General features: G+C 63.6%; 15 protein-coding genes. 9 read left to right on the top strand and 6 right to left on the bottom strand.

Features of this window, described 5'->3' with window-relative positions:
- Positions 1-177: 177 nt before the first annotated feature.
- On the bottom strand, positions 178-1326 hold the full coding sequence (locus BRAD285_RS32190; protein ID WP_006614405.1) for a hypothetical protein: 1149 nt from the start codon (positions 1324-1326) through the stop codon (positions 178-180).
- A 313-nt stretch (positions 1327-1639) separates the two neighbouring features.
- Between BRAD285_RS32190 and BRAD285_RS32185 the strand changes: the two genes are divergently transcribed.
- Complete coding sequence (locus tag BRAD285_RS32185) at positions 1640-2227, top strand: helix-turn-helix transcriptional regulator (protein WP_006614404.1); 588 nt, start codon at positions 1640-1642, stop codon at positions 2225-2227.
- A 100-nt stretch (positions 2228-2327) separates the two neighbouring features.
- Here BRAD285_RS32185 and BRAD285_RS32180 read toward each other — a convergent pair whose 3' ends face one another.
- The 5 genes from BRAD285_RS32180 to BRAD285_RS32160 all read right to left on the bottom strand — a co-directional run bounded on the left by BRAD285_RS32180 (position 2328) and on the right by BRAD285_RS32160 (position 7410).
- Positions 2328-2573, bottom strand: a complete 246-nt coding sequence (locus BRAD285_RS32180) for a hypothetical protein (protein WP_006614403.1) — start codon at positions 2571-2573, stop codon at positions 2328-2330.
- A 254-nt stretch (positions 2574-2827) separates the two neighbouring features.
- Positions 2828-5380, bottom strand: coding sequence for a hybrid sensor histidine kinase/response regulator (locus tag BRAD285_RS32175; protein ID WP_006614402.1), 2553 nt, complete (start codon positions 5378-5380; stop codon positions 2828-2830).
- Between the two features lie 6 nt (positions 5381-5386).
- Positions 5387-5800 carry a response regulator gene (locus BRAD285_RS32170; protein WP_006614401.1) on the bottom strand — a complete coding sequence of 138 codons (414 nt, stop codon included), beginning with the start codon at positions 5798-5800 and terminating at the stop codon, positions 5387-5389.
- Positions 5801-6026: 226 nt separating this feature from the next.
- A complete protein-coding gene (locus BRAD285_RS32165) occupies positions 6027-6416 on the bottom strand; it encodes a response regulator (protein WP_006614400.1) in 390 nt (129 codons plus the stop codon).
- A gap of 271 nt (positions 6417-6687) precedes the next feature.
- A complete protein-coding gene (locus BRAD285_RS32160) occupies positions 6688-7410 on the bottom strand; it encodes a Crp/Fnr family transcriptional regulator (RefSeq protein WP_006614399.1) in 723 nt (240 codons plus the stop codon).
- A 701-nt stretch (positions 7411-8111) separates the two neighbouring features.
- On the opposite strand from BRAD285_RS32160, the gene BRAD285_RS32155 reads away from it, so the two are divergent.
- From BRAD285_RS32155 to BRAD285_RS32120, 8 genes are all read left to right on the top strand, one after another.
- Complete coding sequence (locus BRAD285_RS32155; RefSeq protein ID WP_035648230.1) at positions 8112-8864, top strand: histidine kinase dimerization/phospho-acceptor domain-containing protein; 753 nt, start codon at positions 8112-8114, stop codon at positions 8862-8864.
- Positions 8865-9161: 297 nt separating this feature from the next.
- Positions 9162-10709, top strand: a complete 1548-nt coding sequence (locus tag BRAD285_RS32150; protein WP_087877737.1) for a flagellin — start codon at positions 9162-9164, stop codon at positions 10707-10709.
- Positions 10710-10937: 228 nt separating this feature from the next.
- Positions 10938-11333 (top strand): flagellar biosynthesis repressor FlbT, encoded by a 396-nt coding sequence (flbT, locus tag BRAD285_RS32145; protein ID WP_006611870.1) that lies wholly within the window; start codon positions 10938-10940, stop codon positions 11331-11333.
- Between the two features lie 247 nt (positions 11334-11580).
- Entirely contained in the window at positions 11581-14382 is a 2802-nt protein-coding gene (locus tag BRAD285_RS32140; protein ID WP_087877699.1) for a hybrid sensor histidine kinase/response regulator, read from the top strand.
- Between the two features lie 27 nt (positions 14383-14409).
- Positions 14410-14886 (top strand): chemotaxis protein CheW, encoded by a 477-nt coding sequence (locus tag BRAD285_RS32135; RefSeq protein ID WP_006612098.1) that lies wholly within the window; start codon positions 14410-14412, stop codon positions 14884-14886.
- Positions 14887-14916: 30 nt separating this feature from the next.
- On the top strand, positions 14917-15306 hold the full coding sequence (locus tag BRAD285_RS32130) for a PleD family two-component system response regulator (protein WP_006612097.1): 390 nt from the start codon (positions 14917-14919) through the stop codon (positions 15304-15306).
- A gap of 30 nt (positions 15307-15336) precedes the next feature.
- Positions 15337-16200 (top strand): protein-glutamate O-methyltransferase CheR, encoded by an 864-nt coding sequence (locus tag BRAD285_RS32125; RefSeq protein ID WP_006612096.1) that lies wholly within the window; start codon positions 15337-15339, stop codon positions 16198-16200.
- 35 nt (positions 16201-16235) lie between these two features.
- Positions 16236-16559 (top strand): hypothetical protein, encoded by a 324-nt coding sequence (locus BRAD285_RS32120; RefSeq protein ID WP_006612095.1) that lies wholly within the window; start codon positions 16236-16238, stop codon positions 16557-16559.
- The last annotated feature ends 4 nt before the right edge of the window (positions 16560-16563 follow it).

The raw sequence follows: 16563 nt of genomic DNA, 5'->3' as shown, positions 1-16563 counted from the left end.
GATAATCCCCCGATCGTCGGGGTATGACATGCCGCGTAGACGCGCTTTGGACAGAAGACGACGGCGGCGCCGCCCTGTTCCTAACGTCGGAGACGTGCCGCGGGGGAGAGGGACAGTGGAATTCGAAAGGTCGGGTGTCCGCTGGCCGTCACGGCAGAGCGCGAACGAAGACGAGCGTCAGCCGGTCGCCGAGCGCAGGGCGGTCTTGATCGCGTCGCGGCCTTTCCAGGCGAAGTAGGTGAGGCGGTCGCCCAGGGAGCGATGGCTGCGCAGCCGGTTGGAACCGAGCACGTGTCCCACCTCGTCGGGGAAGCGCTTGATCTCTGCCTGCACCATCCTGTCGGTGTTGGTCATGATGGCGTTGAGACGATTGCCCCACTCCGACTCCTCGATCCGGTCGATGCGGACCTGGATGGCATATTCGATGTCGTAGATGCTGGTCAGGATTTCCTTGGCCGTCACCACACGATTGTTCTTCAGGGCGATCCGCAGCGCGAGCCGTTTGTCCTCGAGCTGGTCGAGCACCATTGGCACGGTCGCGGCGTAGGGCGCCGAGATCACGTCCGCGACGTTCTTGCTGCGTGCGGCCTTGGTCGCCAGCCGCATCACCTGCCAGGGCTCCTTCAGGCGCTTGGCGACCAGCGTCAAGGCAAAGGGAACGGCTTCCGGCTCCTTCTTGCGCAGACCATCGAGCAGCAACGCCATCTTCTTGACCTGGGGGTCGTCGAACTCGGCGATTCGATCCGGCAGCGAGTCGGCGAACTTCGTCAGCTCCTCGCGGGCGCGCAACGCCTTCATCAGCTTGACAACGTCGTCGAACACGGATGGAGAGGCCGTATAGGCCTTGAGCTTGGTGCGAACCTGCTCGATACCGTCGGCGCGAGCCAGCGTGCCTTCCAGCGACTTCGTGACCTTGGTCTGGAATGCGCTGGCGGCCTGCCGGATCTCGCGCTGCTTGTCCGCTGCGATCAGGTCCTTCATCTGAGCGTTGTAGTCGCGCGCCATCGTCGGCAGCAGGTCGCGCGAGATCCACTCCCAGATCGGCGTCAGCGATCCCCTCGCGATGCGGCCTTCATTGGCATGCTCTGGCGAGCCGTCGATGAGGAGCTGCTCGACCGGCATGAAGAAGTAGCGCGACGGATTGATGGTGCGATGGCCGCCAACGCCATTGTTGCGGATCTCCGCGCGCAGACGCGCCTGGAGGTCGGCCGACCCCGGCATCTCGACCCCGCTCAGCTCGAGCCGCTCCAGCTCGCTGAGCAAACAGCTCCGCGTCAACGGCGACAACCGCTGCAGGAATTCCCAGATCCGGTCGACGGGGCCCATTGTCGTATCTGGCTGTCAGCTCGAGGTCTCAACCGCTCGTCTCGGGGGACGAGAACGGCGCATCGAACCACGAAACAGTTGGTGCGGAATTAATATCATTAAACAAACCTACGCATGCAGGACCAGCTTGGCACTTCCGCCTGGGGCGGCTCGTCCAAGACAGTCAAGCGGCGACCCTCCGGACGGGTTAACCCTCGCGGGCAACAACCTGTGGGGGAATTTGTCGACGATTGCGCGAGTTAGCGTGTCTGCCCGTATTGTTACGGGTGCGGATATTAACCATGTTAAAGTCGGGGGTGCGACATGATGAGCCATGGCACAGCTCGGCAACAGCCTTTCTGACGATCGCGCAGCATCCCGTCCGGCCGATCCGAAAGTTAACGACCACGGTCTTTCGGGACACCGTGAGAGCTCGCTCACGGCCGAGGATCCGGAGACGCTTGCGCTCGCGCAGCAGCTCAACGGATCGCTCACCGCGCTGATGCTCTATATGGGCGAGATCAAGCAGCGCAGCGATGAGATTGCCAGGAGTCCCGGCGAGCGCCGTCACGTCCAGCTGGTGGTCGACAATGCGCTACAGCAGACCGAGCGCGTCTGCGCGCTCGTGAGCAGGATGTCCGGTGCGCAGGGGCAATCTGCTGCGCTGCCGCGGCCGGCCGCTCTTGAACCGGCACCCATTGGAGTCGCGGGGCGCTCCGGCCGCGCGAGCAGATCGCTCACGCCGCGTGAGCGCGAGGTTCTCAAACTGATCAGTGAAGGCCATTCGAACAAGGAGGGCGCCTTGCGCATGCGCATCAGTCCTCGCACCTTCGAGAGCCATCGCGCCGAGGCCATGCGCAAGCTCGGCGCACGCAACACCGCAGAACTCGTGCGCGCAGCACTTCTCAACCAGATCGGATGATCTCAGCCGGGGGCGGCCAGCGCGTTCGAGTCTGAGGGGAAGGGGCGATTTCATCACGGCCGCTCCGTTCGACGAACGGAGCGGGCGCGCCGCGTGGCGGCTAGAAGTAGTCCTCGGCGAAAGGACGAACCCGCGAGGTCGGCCGCAGCGGGGCCTGGGCCTTGGGCGGCGTCGGCACGATCGTAATCGTCCAGCGCGGCGGCACGCTCGCTTCCTTTTCCATGACTGAACGGACGTGGCCGGTGATCGTCGATCCGCCGGATTTCACGGTCGCGGTCCGGCCGTTGAACTGCGCAATTCGGAAACGCCTGACTTCCTTCTGGTCGGCGGTTTCAAAAGTAAACATGGGACACATCTCCTATGTGACCCCGAGTGTCGCAGCTCATGATTAGTTGATTGTGAAAATCGTGAGCCGTAGAAGTACGGCGTCAACCCATTGGTAGGGAATATGAAGATCGCGTTCTGCGAATCCCCGCCGTGAACGATTTGTTGGTCGTCTCCCGCCGCTGACGCCGGGCTGATAGCAGCATGATCGAGCAGTATGCCGCCATGGAATGGCGGCTTGTGGGGCCGCCGGTCGGCAGGCGCTGCGCGCGAGCTTCAGTATTGCAGCTCCTGAGCCCGCGCGGCGGCGTAGGCTGCGTCGATGTTGTCCAGCAGCTCGGAATACTCCGTGGCCGACAAGCGTGGTGCGCTCTTCTCCAGCGCCAGCGCGTAGGTCGCGAGCCGCCGGTATCCGAAGGTTCCGGCCGCGCTCTTCAGCGAGTGTGCCTCGCGGCCGATCTTGATCCGCTCACCATCGAGCGACAGCTTGCGGAACAGCTTCAGCCGCGCGTCCGTTTCGCTGAAAAATACATCGCGGATCTCCTGTGCGGCGCCGTCGCCGATCTCACCGACCAGATCCGCATAGGCTTCGCGATCGAGCGCGGGCTCGGGCGCAATCTCCGCCTCGGCAGTCATCTCCGCCAGCCTGATGTCCTGCCCTGCGGGCACCAACGGGGCGACATCGGACGCCACCATCTCCATGACCGGCGTCGGTCCAGGCAGTACGCGCAGGATGGCTTCCACCAGCGCCTTCTTGCGGGCCGGCTTGACGACGAAGTCGTTCATGCCGGCCTCGCGGCAGGCGCGGATGTCTTCCATGAAGGCGTTCGCGGTGAAGGCGATGATCGGCACGTTGGACCGGCGTTCACCACGCGCGCGAATGGTTCGCGTTGCCTGGAATCCGTCCATCTCCGGCATGCGTACGTCCATCAGGATCAGATCGTAATTGAAGCGGCTGGCCGCGGTGACGGCCTCGGCACCGTCGCAGGCGGTGTCGGTCTGGATGTCGAAATCCTTGAGCATCTTCGTCGCGACCAGGCGGTTGGTCGGATTGTCGTCGACCACGAGCACCCGCAGCGGACGGCCATAGGTCGCGATCCGGTTCTGCAGCGACGCGTAGATGCTGTCGTCGTTCTGCTCGGGCACCGCCACGGTCTCTGCGACTGGCAATGTCAGGCGGAACGAGAAGGTGGAGCCGCGACCGAGCGTCGAGGTGACCTTGATGTCGCCGCCCATTTGTTCGGTGAGCCGCTTGCAGATCGCGAGCCCGAGGCCGGAGCCGCCGAAGCGCCGGCTGATCGAATTATCGGCCTGCACGAAGTTCGCGAACAACGAGCCGATCTTGTCCTCGGCGATGCCGATGCCGGTGTCGGTCACCGTCCATTCGACCGTCGCCTTCTCGTCATCCTTCTCGATGCAACGCGTGGTCACGACGACCTCGCCCGACGAGGTGAACTTGACCGCGTTGGAGACGAGATTGAGCAGGATCTGGCGGATGCGACCGGCGTCGCCGACCAGCGCCGGCGGTACCGCGGGATCGCTGACGTTGCGCAGCTTCAGATCCTTGGCGGAGGCCCGCGGACCGATGATGCTGAGCGTGTTGTGAACCAGGGCCTCGGCGGAGAATGCGATGTCTTCCAGCGAGAGCTGGCCGGATTCGAGCTTGGAGAAGTCGAGGATGTCGTTGAGGATCTCGAGCAGATTGTCGCCGGCGTTGTGGATCGCGACCACCGAGCGGCGCTGCTCCGGATCGAGATCGGTCTCCAGCAGCGTGGTGGCAAGCCCGAGCACCGCATTCATCGGCGTGCGGATCTCATGGCTCATCATGGCGACAAAGGTGGATTTCGCGGCATTGGCCGCCTCGGCTGCTTCGATCAGGTGCTCATGGCGTTCCCACCAGCGCGAGATCAGGACTGCCGCGGCCAGAACCGCCATCGCGCTCATCAGAGAGGTGATGACGAGCAGCGTCGCCATGGCGCGCCAGGCCTTCAGCACGTGCTGCTCCGGCACCGACACGACGAGCATCGCCGGATAGTTCGGCAGCATCTTCGCCGCGCGCAACCGCATCTCGCCGGTCCGTACCGAGGGCTCGCGCAGCACGCCGCCGGACGACAGCGTCCGCTGTCCAAAGCCGGAGGTCGGCTGGCCGATCTCGCTGGTCGGCGGGAAATGCGCGAGCAGCGTGCCGTCCTCGCGGATCAGCGACACGGCGGCCTCGAGTCCCAGCGAGGTCGAGCCGAAGAAGTTCTCCAGATAGGGCACGGACATGGCGCCGAGCATCAGGCCCATGAACTCGCCCTTCGAATCGTCCAGCCGCCTGGCGAAATAGATGTTCCAAGTGCCGTCGCCGCGGTTCTGAACCGGCCTCGAGACATAGGTCTTGAGCGCCGAATCTCCCTTGAGGGCCTTGAAGTAGTCGCGGTCGGCGATGTTGACGCTGGGGATCGGCCAGTAGCGCGAGAAGTTGAGCAACTTGCCCTGGCTGTCGATCAGGGTCACCGCATCGATCTGCGGCAGGCCGGCGATCTTTTCCTTCAGGAGCAGATGAGTCTGGTGGTCGGAAGCGATCTTGCGATAGGCGTCCTCATCGATGGCGCCGCCGCGCTCCAGATAGTCGCGTACGCTCGTGAGCACGAGGTCGACGGATTTCACCGAGCGGTCTGCGTTCTCTGCCAAAGTGAGGCTGTGGCGGCTGAGGTCTTCCTCGGCATGCTGAAGCGCGTTCTCGCGCAGATTGCTCAGGAAGAACAGGTTGCTGCCGGCGATGACGCAGATGAGGATGAGCGCGATGGCCGCCGGCGCTCCCAGGAAACGCTTCTTGTTGCTCATTGTCCGCTACCGGCTCGCCGCTCTGACCAGCCTGTCGTGGTCGGTCTTGTGTGCGATCTGCTTCAACGTCTGTCTAAGCAGTGTCAGATTGATCGGCTTGGGAAGGGGCGGGTAGACGTTCAGCTCGAGAAAACTTCCGAGGCGCAGCGACTCGTAAAGCGTGTCTTCCTGGGACGCGCTGATGATCAGCACCGGCCCCCGGAACTTCAGCTCCGCAAGCCGGTCGAGAACCTCCGTTCCCGATCGCTCGCCGAGCGCGAGATCGAGCGTCACGCAGTCGAAGTGTCTGCTCCGCAGGACATCAGAGGCGGCCTCGACCGAGGTGACGCCGGTCGTGTTGAAGCCGGCCTGGGCCGCGATCTTCCGTAAGATGGAGAGATGCACGTCGGCATCTTCGATCACGAGGAGTTCGTTGCGCATGAATTCTCTGTCCCGTCGCCGGCCTGGCACGGTTGTCGGCAAGCACGCTCCTGTCTATCGGTCGGCTCTGACCCCCTCGTAAATTTTGGTTTCCGTACAACTACGGAGCGCAAGCGTCCAAGCGAGCGAGATCTCGTCCTGCGACGCGCTGCTGGTTCGTTATCCGAACAGCAAAACGGCCGGACAACGGTCCGGCCGCAACCTGGAGCATTGAGGCCAGCGCGGTCTATTCGGCGGGCCCGAACACCGCTTCCATCTTGGTCTTGAGGGTCGCCGCGTTGAACGGCTTGACGATGTAGTTGCTCACGCCGGCCTTCTTGGCGGCGATGACGTTCTCGGTCTTGGACTCGGCGGTGATCATGATGAACGGAGTCTTCGACAGTTCCGGGCTTGCACGAACCTCGCGCAGCAGGTCGTAGCCGGTCATCGGCTCCATGTTCCAGTCGGAGATCACCAGGCCATACTTCTTCGCCTGCATCTTGGCGAGCGCGGCCGATCCGTCGCTGGCGTCGTCGACGTTCTCGAATCCGAGCTGCTTCAGCAGGTTGCGGATGATCCGAATCATAGTGGCGTAGTCATCGACCACCAGGATCGGCATCGACAGATCAAAGGCCATGTCATTACTCCGCGCGTTTGGTCAAAAGCCGAACACGGGCGAGATAGATCAGCACGAACATTATTCGACGCTTCTTGGAACTCGCGCTCGTCAGCACCTCGACAATTATCAGCGCCCGTTGAACAGCGCGTTAATTCCGTGGGGGTTGGCGGTACTGATCGTACGATGGACCGTAGTTGTACGGAATCGGGTCTGAGGCCCGCCTCGCAACCGCGAGCGGGCGGCTCAGATCAGGGACGCTCGATCAGCGCTGCGCGGGCAGGCTCCGCGCTCAGGGCAGGCAGCGCGGGCGCACCAGTTTTTCATAGTGCGCCTTCACCGTTCCGTAGCATTCGCAGGCGGTCTTCTTCAGCCCGTCCAGATCGATGATCTCGATGTGGCCGCGGCTATAGTGGATGAAGTCCGCCTGCTGCAGCGTGCTCGCGACCAGCGAAACGCTGTTGCGCCGCGCGCCGATCATCTGCGCCAAGGACTCCTGCGTGATGTAGAGCTTGTTGCCGCCTGACAGGTCATGCGTCTGCAGCAGGCAGCGGGCGAGGCGGGATTCGACCGTATGGGCGGCGTTGCAGCCCGCAGTCTGTTGGCTCTGGAGGTAGATCGCGAGCGCATGCCTCAGCATCAGTGCGCGGAAGGTCGGGCTTTGCTCGGCAGCGATCCTGACACGGTCGATGTCGACGACGGATGCGGTGCCGGGCACGAGGACGGCGGCGCTGTTGAGCACGACCGGATCGCCGCCCGTGAGCAGGGACATGCTGCCGAAGAAGCTGTCCCGCCCGATCATGGCGACCTGCACGCGTTCGCCCCGCGCCAGGTTCACGACCAGCGAGATGACGCCGCGATGAGGGAAGTAGATGCGCGGAAGCTTCTCGCCGACCTCGGCGAGCACGGAGTCCTGCACCAGATCGAGGGTCCGCAGATAGGGGCGGATCAGCTCGAAATCATCGTCGGACAACGACGACAGGAAGCCGTTCGGAGAACGCAAGCTGGGGTCCAAAGCCATCTCCTGCATTGCAGTAACGGTGCCTCTCGGATCTCAATGCACTCATGGTTCCATAGAACTGCGTCCCGCCCGCTGACAAGGAAAATAACAGGGTAAGATTCCCAGTTGCCTTACTTGCCTTTCTGCTGTGCTCGTTGATGTGCAGACGTATTGTAGGCCAGATGAACTGTTGTGCTGGCCGGTCGTTCCTCGCGATAGCTAAGGTGGCTTGAACGCAATCTGTATACAGGGTTCAGCTGCCCCCTGGAGGTCGGCAATCGCGACCTGCGCCAGCTTCGCCTTGCTATCCGACGATCGGAATTCTCGTATCCTTCTCAGGACATCGCTCTCAACTCATGGCCTCACGTGCAAGCCACCACGGCGTGCTCGTCTGCTGCGGTGATTGACAGCGGACATCCTGAGGCCAAAATCGCTAATAAGCGCGCTGATTCGTTGACGGATCTTTGTCCGTCGGAATGCAACTCTGGTCTCGGATGGCGACGTCAGTCTCCTCCGCTCCAGCGGTGACGATCCCGTCGTCATCGCTGAAAGCGAGGTCCTCAGGCTGATGATGCATTCAGCGGGAGAGCGATCGATGCGCGATCTAGGGTCAGCGATGATGCTGAATGCGGTGGCGAAGCAAATCATTGCGGCGCCGGCCCGTGCGCGTTCTCCCGGCAACCCTGCCGTCTCTCTCAACTGGTAGCTCAGGACTCATGGCGCTTTCCAACTCTCAACGGACCGACCCATCTTCATCGGGTGATCATGCCGCCGCCCGCGCAGCGAACGAGAGCGCAGATCCGGCCATGCCCGACGTCAATCCTGGACTTGCGATCGTGGGGCAGGTCGCCGGTGGCCTGCTGCACGACTTCAACAACATCCTCACGGTGATCACCGGGACCATCGACATTCTCGCCGAAGCCGTCGAGGACAGACCGGAGCTTGCAGCCGTAGCGCGCCTGATCGACGAGGCCGCAACGCGCGGAGCACGATTGACCTCGCAGCTGCTGTCGTTCGCGCGAGGACGCCCGCCGCGCCCATGCAAGGTCGAGCTGGCCGAGCTCCTGACGGATGTCGGACGACTGCTGAGGCCGACGCTCGGCACCGAGGTCGAGGTCACGACGTCGGCCGCAGCTGACGTGCCGACCGTGTTCGTCGATCCGGGGCAGCTGATGGCCGCCTTGCTCTGCCTAGCGATCTCCGCGCGTAACGGCATGGCTGCGGGCGGCAAGATCGACATCGAGGCGGTCTGCGTCGATGCGCCTGCATCAGGCGGCGAGGTTCGGATCGTCTTGCGCGCCGCGACGCATGATCCAGGCGCGGCGTTGGCCGCTCCGATGTTCAACGACATTCGCATGGTCGAGGACTTCGTCCGTCGCTCGAACGGGCACCTTGAGCTCGGCGCGCCCGCGGCGGCGGCGGCGAGTGTCGAGATCATCCTGCCCCGGGCGCAGCCTGATCTCACCTAGCCCGCTGCCGGCCGACATAGTTAGCAACGTCCTAACGACGGAGCCGCCGTCGCCGCCGGAAGGCGCGCCGGCGGCGGCTTTGCGCGCCGTCGACCGATCCAAATTGGCGAAATGCCGCCGGTTTTCTCGCATTTAATCAAGTTGATTAGCAGCCGATTAGGATTAACGGCGGCAGCGGAGCCGATGCGCGGCCGTTCCGAAGTCAATTTAAGGAACGAGTAGGATTCCTGGGAACAGTCTGCCGCATCGCCGACAGAACGGTTCGGCGATCTCATGTTCATCCAGAAGGGAATGACAATGTCAGGTATCGTACTCTCGGCGTCGGTCCGCCAGAATCTGCTCTCGCTGCAGTCGACGGCTCAGCTCCTCGCCACCACCCAGAACAACCTCTCCACGGGCAAGAAGGTCAACTCGGCTCTCGACAATCCGACCAACTTCTTCACCGCGCAGGGGCTCGACAACCGCGCTTCCGACATCTCCAATCTGCTCGATGGCATCGGCAACGGCGTGCAGGTCCTGCAGGCTGCCAACACCGGTATCACCTCGCTGCAGAAGCTCGTCGACAGCGCCAAGTCGATCGCCAACCAGGTCCTGCAGAGCGCGGTGGGCTATTCCACCAAGTCGAGCGTGACCTCGGCTGCTCTCACCGGCGCAACCGCCACCAGCCTGCTGGGCGCCAGCACGACGGCTGTGACCGGCTCGGCCGTGCTGAACGACAACACGACTGCCGTGGCGATCACCAGCAGCACCAAGCTGTCGGGCACCGCGGGCACCTCGTCGAACGACCTGGCCACCGGCATCACCTCGGGTGAAACGCTGGTCGTCAACGGCACGACCTTCAGCTTCGTCACCGGCACGTCCTCGACCGGCACCAGCATCGGCATCGGCGACACCGTGGGCAACCTGCTGTCGGCGATCCAGACGGCGACCGGCGTGACCTCGTCGATCACCGCGGGCGCGATCACCTTGACGCCTCCGGCGGCCGGATTGACGCTCTCGGGCAGCTCCGGCACTTTGGCCAAGCTCGGCCTCAGCACGGTCGGTGACGGCTTGGCAGGTCAGACCTTGACGATCGGTGCCACAGGAGGTGGCACGGCCACCAGTATCACCTTCGGCCTAGGAACAGGTCAGGTGAACTCGTTGAACGACCTCAACGCGAAGCTCGCAGCCAACAATCTGCAGGCCTCCGTCGACTCGTCGACCGGCAAGATCTCGATCACCACCACCAACGACGCGGCTTCGGCCACGATCGGTGCGATCGGTGGTACGGCTGCCGGCTCCAGCCAGTCGTTCAACGGTCTGACTGCGGGGGCTCCGGTGGCTGATGCCACGGCGCAGACGCAGCGTGCGAACCTGGTCTCCCAGTACAACAACGTGCTGGCGCAGATCAACACGACCGCGGCCGACTCCTCGTTCAACGGCATCAACCTGCTGAACGGCGACACGCTGAAGCTGACCTTCAACGAGACCGGCAAGTCGACGCTGTCGATCACCGGTGTCACCTTCAACTCGGCGGGCCTTGGCCTCTCGAGCCTGACCTCCGGCACCGACTTCCTCGACAACAACTCGGCGAACAAGGTGATCAGTGTCCTCAACTCCGCCAGCTCCTCGCTGCGGTCCGAGGCCTCGACGCTGGGTTCGAACCTGTCGGTTGTGCAGGTCCGTCAGGACTTCAACAAGAACCTGATCAACGTGCTGCAGACCGGTTCGTCGAACCTGACGCTGGCCGACACCAACGAGGAAGCGGCCAACAGCCAGGCGCTGTCGACCCGCCAGTCGATCGCGGTGTCCGCGCTGTCGCTCGCCAACCAGTCGCAGGCGAGCGTGCTGCAGCTCCTGCGCTAAGGCGCGGGCGGCATCCATCAACAATCGGAGGCGGCGGGGCATGTCCCCGCCGCTTTCGGCTAGACGATCCGGGATTCACGCCGGTCTGGTTCGAGATCGACGGATGCTGCGCACAGGCGCGGCGAGCGGGTGCATGAGCACGCGCGCGTCGAAGAGAACGCCGCACGCCGGCGATGCCGCTCCCGAAAGGAGACTCCCGAGAGGAGATATCCGAGAGGAGACTGGGCCATGCCCTTGCGGGTCGAGCTGAAGCCCTTCGAGCGAATCGTCATCGGCGACAGCGTGATCGTGAATTCGAACACGCGCGCGCGCTTCATCGTCGAAGGTGATGCGCCGATCCTGCGCGAACGTGACACTGTCACCGCTGAGACGGCCGATACGCCGGCCAAGCGCCTCTACCTCTGCGTTCAGACGATGTATCTGAAGAACGACGCGATCCGCTATCGCGCGTCCTATCTCGCCTGCATGAACGAATTGCGCAGGGCGATTCCGGACGCCACTGGCCAGGCTGAGCTGGTGGATCGTCACGTGACCGAGGGAGCGCTCTACAAGGCGTTGAAGGAAATCCGGGCGTTGATCGAGCGCGAGGACAGCGCCGTCGTGCAGGCCGAAGCGGTGCCGTGACGTCAGGCGGCGCCTGCATGAAGCATGGAGCGCCCGATGATTGGTTGTGGTCCGTATTTGCACGGACGTTAAAATTAACGGGACGGAGAAAAGCCCGGCCTAACGATGGAACCAGGAAAGTCCGTTGAGCCGAGCGACGGGCGGTTTGATCCGCTCGCCTTGGCGAAAGCACTGGACCGACCATCGCTCTGACAGGATCAGCGGTCGCGTTGTGGGCCGCAGCGTCACTTCTTGGAAGGCCAGTTTCATGGATGATCTGTTGCGTGAGTTCCTGACGGAGACCAGCGAGAGCCTGGATACCGTCGACAATCAGTTGGTGCGGTTCGAGCAGGAGCCGAACAACGCCAAGATCCTGGATAACATCTTCCGGCTGGTGCACACGATCAAGGGGACCTGCGGCTTCCTCGGCCTGCCGCGGCTGGAAGCGCTGGCGCACGCCGCCGAAACCCTGATGGGCAAATTCCGCGACGGCATGCCGGTGACCGGCGAAGCCGTGACGCTGATCCTCACCACCATCGACCGCATTAAAGATCTGCTCGCGCAGCTCGAAGCCAATGAGTCCGAGCCCGAGGGCGAGGATCGCGACCTGATCAGCGAGCTCGAAGCGATGGTCGAGCGCGGCATGGCCGCGATGGCCGCTGGCGAAGCCGCGCCCCCGCTGGCGCCTGCGGCTCCGGCGGCAGCCGCACCGCCGCCCGCCCCCGCGGCGACGCAGGGCAGTCTGATCGATCAGACGCTGGAGCGTCCGCTGCGTCCGGGCGAAGTCTCGCTCGACGAGCTGGAGCGCGCCTTCCGCGAGACCGCAATCGAGACGCCGCCGGCGCATGAGAAGGCGGCCGAGCCCAAGCCTGCTGAGGCGAAGGCTCTTGCGGCCAAGGCTGAACCTGCCAAGGCTGAACCTGCCAAGGCGGAAGCCAAAGCCGAAGCGCCAAAGAAGGCGGCGCGGGCCAAGGCCAATGCCGATGGCGAGGTGCATGAGAGCGACAAGGTCGCCAACCAGTCGATCCGCGTCAATGTCGACACGCTCGAACATCTGATGACGATGGTCTCCGAGCTGGTGCTGACGCGCAACCAGCTGCTCGAGATCGCCCGCCGCAACGAGGACACCGAGTTCAAGGTACCGCTGCAGCGGCTCTCCAACGTCACCGCCGAGCTGCAGGAAGGCGTCATGAAGACGCGCATGCAGCCGATCGGCAATGCCTGGCAGAAGCTGCCGCGTATCGTCCGCGACCTCGCAACCGAACTCGGCAAGCAGATCGAGCTCGAGATGCACGGTGCCGACACCGAGCTCGACCGCCAGGTGCTCGACCTGATCAAGGATCCGCTCACCCACATGGTGCGCAACTCGGCGGACCATGGTCTCGAAACGCCCGCTGAGCGCGCGGCGGCCAACAAGCCGGACCAGGGCACGATCCGTCTCTCCGCCTATCATGAAGGCGGCCACATCATCATCTGCATCGCCGACAACGGCCGCGGCCTCAACACCGAGCGCATCAAGGCCAAGGCCTTGGCGAACGGTCTCGTCACCGAGGCCGAGCTCGAGAAGATGACGGAAGCGCAGATCCACAAGTTCATCTTCGAGCCGGGCTTCTCGACGGCCGCCGCCGTCACCTCGGTCTCCGGCCGCGGCGTCGGCATGGACGTGGTGCGCACCAACATCGACCAGATCGGCGGCACCATCGACATCAAGTCGGTCGCCGGCGAAGGCTCGTCCGTCACCATCAAGATCCCGCTGACGCTGGCCATCGTCTCGGCGCTGATCGTCGAGGCCGGCGGTGACCGCTTTGCGATCCCGCAATTGGCCGTGGTCGAGCTGGTGCGCGCGCGCGCCAACTCCGAGCATCGGATCGAGCGCATCAAGGACACGGCTGTCCTGCGCCTGCGCAACAAGCTGCTGCCGCTGATGCATCTGAAGAAGCTGCTCAAGATCGACGACGGCTCGTCGTCAGACCCGGAGAACGGCTTCATCGTGGTGACGCAGGTCGGCAACCAGACCTTCGGCATCGTGGTGGACTGCGTGTTCCACACCGAGGAAATCGTCGTCAAGCCGATGTCGACCAAGCTGCGTCACATCGAGATGTTCTCGGGCAACACCATCCTCGGCGACGGTGCGGTCATCATGATCATCGACCCGAACGGCATCGCCAAGGCGCTCGGCGCCGCCGGCACCGCTTCGCAAGCGGTGGCCGATGAACATGCCGCGCATCATGCCATCGGCGGCGAGCAGCTCACCTCGCTGCTGGTGTTCCGCGCCGGCACGGCGCAGCCCAAGGCGGTGCCGCTGGCGCTGGTCACGCGCCTCGAGGAGATCGCGGCCGACAAGATCGAGATCAGCAACGACCGCTACATGGTGCAGTACCGCGATCAGCTGATGCCGCTGGTGCAGATGGAAGGCGTCTCGGTGCAGACGTCGGGATCGCAGCCGATCCTGGTGTTCGCCGACGAGACCCGTGCGATGGGCCTCGTCGTCGACGAGATCATCGACATCGTCGAGGAGCGGCTCAACATCCAGGTCTCCGGCGCGCGGGATGGCATCCTCGGCTCCGCCGTGATCAAGGGCCAGGCGACCGAAGTCATCGACGTCGGCCACTTCCTGCCGATGGCCTTCGCCGACTGGTTCATCCGCAAGGAGATGAGCACCGAGGCGCTGACCCGATCCGTGCTGCTGGTCGACGACTCGCCGTTCTTCCGCAACATGCTCGCGCCGGTGCTGAAGTCGGCCGGCTACAAGGTGCGCACGGCCTCATCCGCGATCGAGGGCCTGGCGACGCTGCGCTCCGGGCACACCTTCGACATCGTCGTCACCGACATCGAGATGCCGGAGATGAACGGCTTCGAGTTCGCCGAGACCATCCGCGCCGACCAGAACCTGCATCATCTGCCGGTCATCGCGGTGTCGTCGCTGATTTCGCCGGCTGCGGTCGAGCGTGGCCGTCAGGCCGGCCTCTACGACTACATCGCCAAGTTCGACCGTCCGGGCCTGATCGCCTCATTGAAGGATCAGTTCGACGAGCGGGAACGCGCCGAAGCGGCCAAGCGCGCGGCTTGATATGACGACCAGCAGGAGAACTGTGCGATGAGCAGCAGCAAGACCGAAATTTCCGACGGCGCGGCGTCCGAGTTCGTGACCGCCGTGATCGGCGGCCAGCTGTTCGGCCTGCCGATCTCGCGGGTGCAGGACGTGTTCATGCCGGAGCGCGTGACGCGCGTGCCGCTGTCATCGGCCGAAATCGCGGGCGTCTTGAACCTGCGCGGCCGCATCGTCACCGTCGTCGACATGCGGGCGCGGCTCGGCCTCGCCCGCGCCGATGACGGCAAGCCGCCGATGGCCGTCGGCGTCGATCTGCGCGGCGAGTCCTATGGCCTGCTGATCGACCAGATCGGTGAGGTGCTGCGGCTGCCTGAGGCGGGCCGGGAGGAGAACCCGGTCAATCTCGATCCGCGAATGGCGAAGTTTGCGGGCGGCGTCCACCGCCTCGACGGCCAGCTGATGGTCGTTCTCGATGTCGATCGCGTGCTCGAACTCATGCCCAAGGCGGCAGTTGCCGCTTAGCCCGTCAACCGTCTCAAAGGAGAGACAACAATGAAGACCTGTCTGGTCGTGGATGACTCCAGCGTCGTACGCAAGATCGCGCGCCGCATCCTGGAGGAACTGGGTTTCTCGGTCGTCGAGGCGGAGGATGGCGAGCAGGCCTTGGAGCTCTGCACAAAGGCCCTCCCGGACGCGATCCTGCTGGACTGGAACATGCCGGTGATGGACGGCTACGATTTTCTCGGACGCCTGCGTCGGATGCCGAGTGGCGAGACGCCGAAGGTGGTGTTCTGCACCACCGAGAACGACATCGACCACATCTCGCGCGCGCTGAATGCCGGCGCCAACGAATACATCATGAAGCCATTCGACAAGGAAATTGTCGCCGCGAAATTCCAGGAAGTCGGTCTCATCCAGGCGCTCTCAGCCGAATCCGCCTGATCCCCTTCGTCTGCCCAGAAGAGGCCGTCCGTGAACCAGCCAGATTATGAATTCCTGCGCAAGCTGCTTCGAGACAAGTCAGGTCTCGACCTGTCAGCCGACAAGCAATATTTGATCGAGAGCCGCCTGCTGCCGCTCGCGCGCAAGGCCGGGCTCGCCAGCATCAGCGACCTCGTCCAGAAGCTGAAGGACGGATCGAGCACGCTCATCAGCCAGGTCGTCGAAGCGATGACGACCAACGAGACGTTCTTCTTCCGCGACAAGGTTCCGTTCGATCACTTCCGCGACGTGATCATGCCGGAGCTGTTGAAGGCGCGTGCCAACCGCAAGTCGATCCGGATCTGGTGCGCGGCCTGCTCGACCGGCCAGGAGCCGTACTCGCTGGCAATGTCGCTCAAGGAAATGGGCGCTACGCTCAGCGGATGGCGCGTCGAGATCATCGCTACCGACCTGTCCCAGGAAGTGCTGGAGAAGTCGAAGGCGGGTCTCTACAGCCAGTTCGAGGTGCAGCGCGGGCTGCCGATCCAGCTTCTGGTCAAGTACTTCAAGCAGGCGGGCGAGCTCTGGCAGATCAATTCCGACGTGCGCGGCATGGTGCAGCATCGTCAGCTCAATTTGCTGCACGACTTCTCGCAGCTCGGCACCTTCGACGTGGTGTTCTGCCGCAACGTGCTGATCTATTTTGATCAGGACACGAAGATCAACATCTTCGGCCGGCTAGCCAAGCTGATGGAGCCGGACGGCTTCCTGGTGCTCGGTGCCGCGGAAACGGTGGTCGGTCTCACCGACGTGTTCAAGCCGCTCGCAGACCGTCGAGGCCTGTATCGTCCGAGCGGCGTGGCTTCAACAGCGAAGGCGCCGCTTCCCGGCGCCAGGGTCGCAGTCGGCAACTAGATCTCGCCGTCACGGCACCAGAGCAGGACACAAAGATGTCTGAAGAGAACAAAGGTACGGAGCGCGTCACGTTCAGCCGGGGCTACGATGTCTGTATCATGGGCATCGACGGCACCTGGCGGCGCGATTGTCAGCTCAACGCGATCTCGGACAACGACGCGGTGCTGACCGTCGAGGGCTCGATTCAGGGATTGAACCTGAAGGAGTTCTTTCTGCTGCTGTCCTCGACCGGCCTCGCCTACAGGCGTTGCGAACTGGTCCGGGTCAACGGCGCCGAGATGGACATTCAGTTCATCAAGGGGAAGAACAAGAAGAAGCGCGGCGGCGCATCCGCCGGCCAGGAAGCGACCGTCAACTAATTCC

This window comes from Bradyrhizobium sp. ORS 285, from assembly GCF_900176205.1.
Classification (GTDB): Bacteria; Pseudomonadota; Alphaproteobacteria; order Rhizobiales; family Xanthobacteraceae; genus Bradyrhizobium.
This window is presented reverse-complemented; position numbering and strand designations above follow the sequence as displayed.

Coding starts and splice junctions, on each gene's coding strand:
- BRAD285_RS32120 (WP_006612095.1), top strand. CDS start 16,236: ATGTCTGAAGAGAACAAAGGTACGGAGCGCGTCACGTTCAGCCGGGGC.
- BRAD285_RS32170 (WP_006614401.1), bottom strand. CDS start 5,800: ATGCGCAACGAACTCCTCGTGATCGAAGATGCCGACGTGCATCTCTCC.
- flbT (WP_006611870.1), top strand. CDS start 10,938: ATGCCCTTGCGGGTCGAGCTGAAGCCCTTCGAGCGAATCGTCATCGGC.
- BRAD285_RS32135 (WP_006612098.1), top strand. CDS start 14,410: ATGAGCAGCAGCAAGACCGAAATTTCCGACGGCGCGGCGTCCGAGTTC.
- BRAD285_RS32175 (WP_006614402.1), bottom strand. CDS start 5,380: ATGAGCAACAAGAAGCGTTTCCTGGGAGCGCCGGCGGCCATCGCGCTC.
- BRAD285_RS32130 (WP_006612097.1), top strand. CDS start 14,917: ATGAAGACCTGTCTGGTCGTGGATGACTCCAGCGTCGTACGCAAGATC.
- BRAD285_RS32150 (WP_087877737.1), top strand. CDS start 9,162: ATGTCAGGTATCGTACTCTCGGCGTCGGTCCGCCAGAATCTGCTCTCG.
- BRAD285_RS32140 (WP_087877699.1), top strand. CDS start 11,581: ATGGATGATCTGTTGCGTGAGTTCCTGACGGAGACCAGCGAGAGCCTG.
- BRAD285_RS32155 (WP_035648230.1), top strand. CDS start 8,112: ATGGCGCTTTCCAACTCTCAACGGACCGACCCATCTTCATCGGGTGAT.
- BRAD285_RS32190 (WP_006614405.1), bottom strand. CDS start 1,326: ATGGGCCCCGTCGACCGGATCTGGGAATTCCTGCAGCGGTTGTCGCCG.
- BRAD285_RS32165 (WP_006614400.1), bottom strand. CDS start 6,416: ATGGCCTTTGATCTGTCGATGCCGATCCTGGTGGTCGATGACTACGCC.
- BRAD285_RS32185 (WP_006614404.1), top strand. CDS start 1,640: ATGGCACAGCTCGGCAACAGCCTTTCTGACGATCGCGCAGCATCCCGT.
- BRAD285_RS32180 (WP_006614403.1), bottom strand. CDS start 2,573: ATGTTTACTTTTGAAACCGCCGACCAGAAGGAAGTCAGGCGTTTCCGA.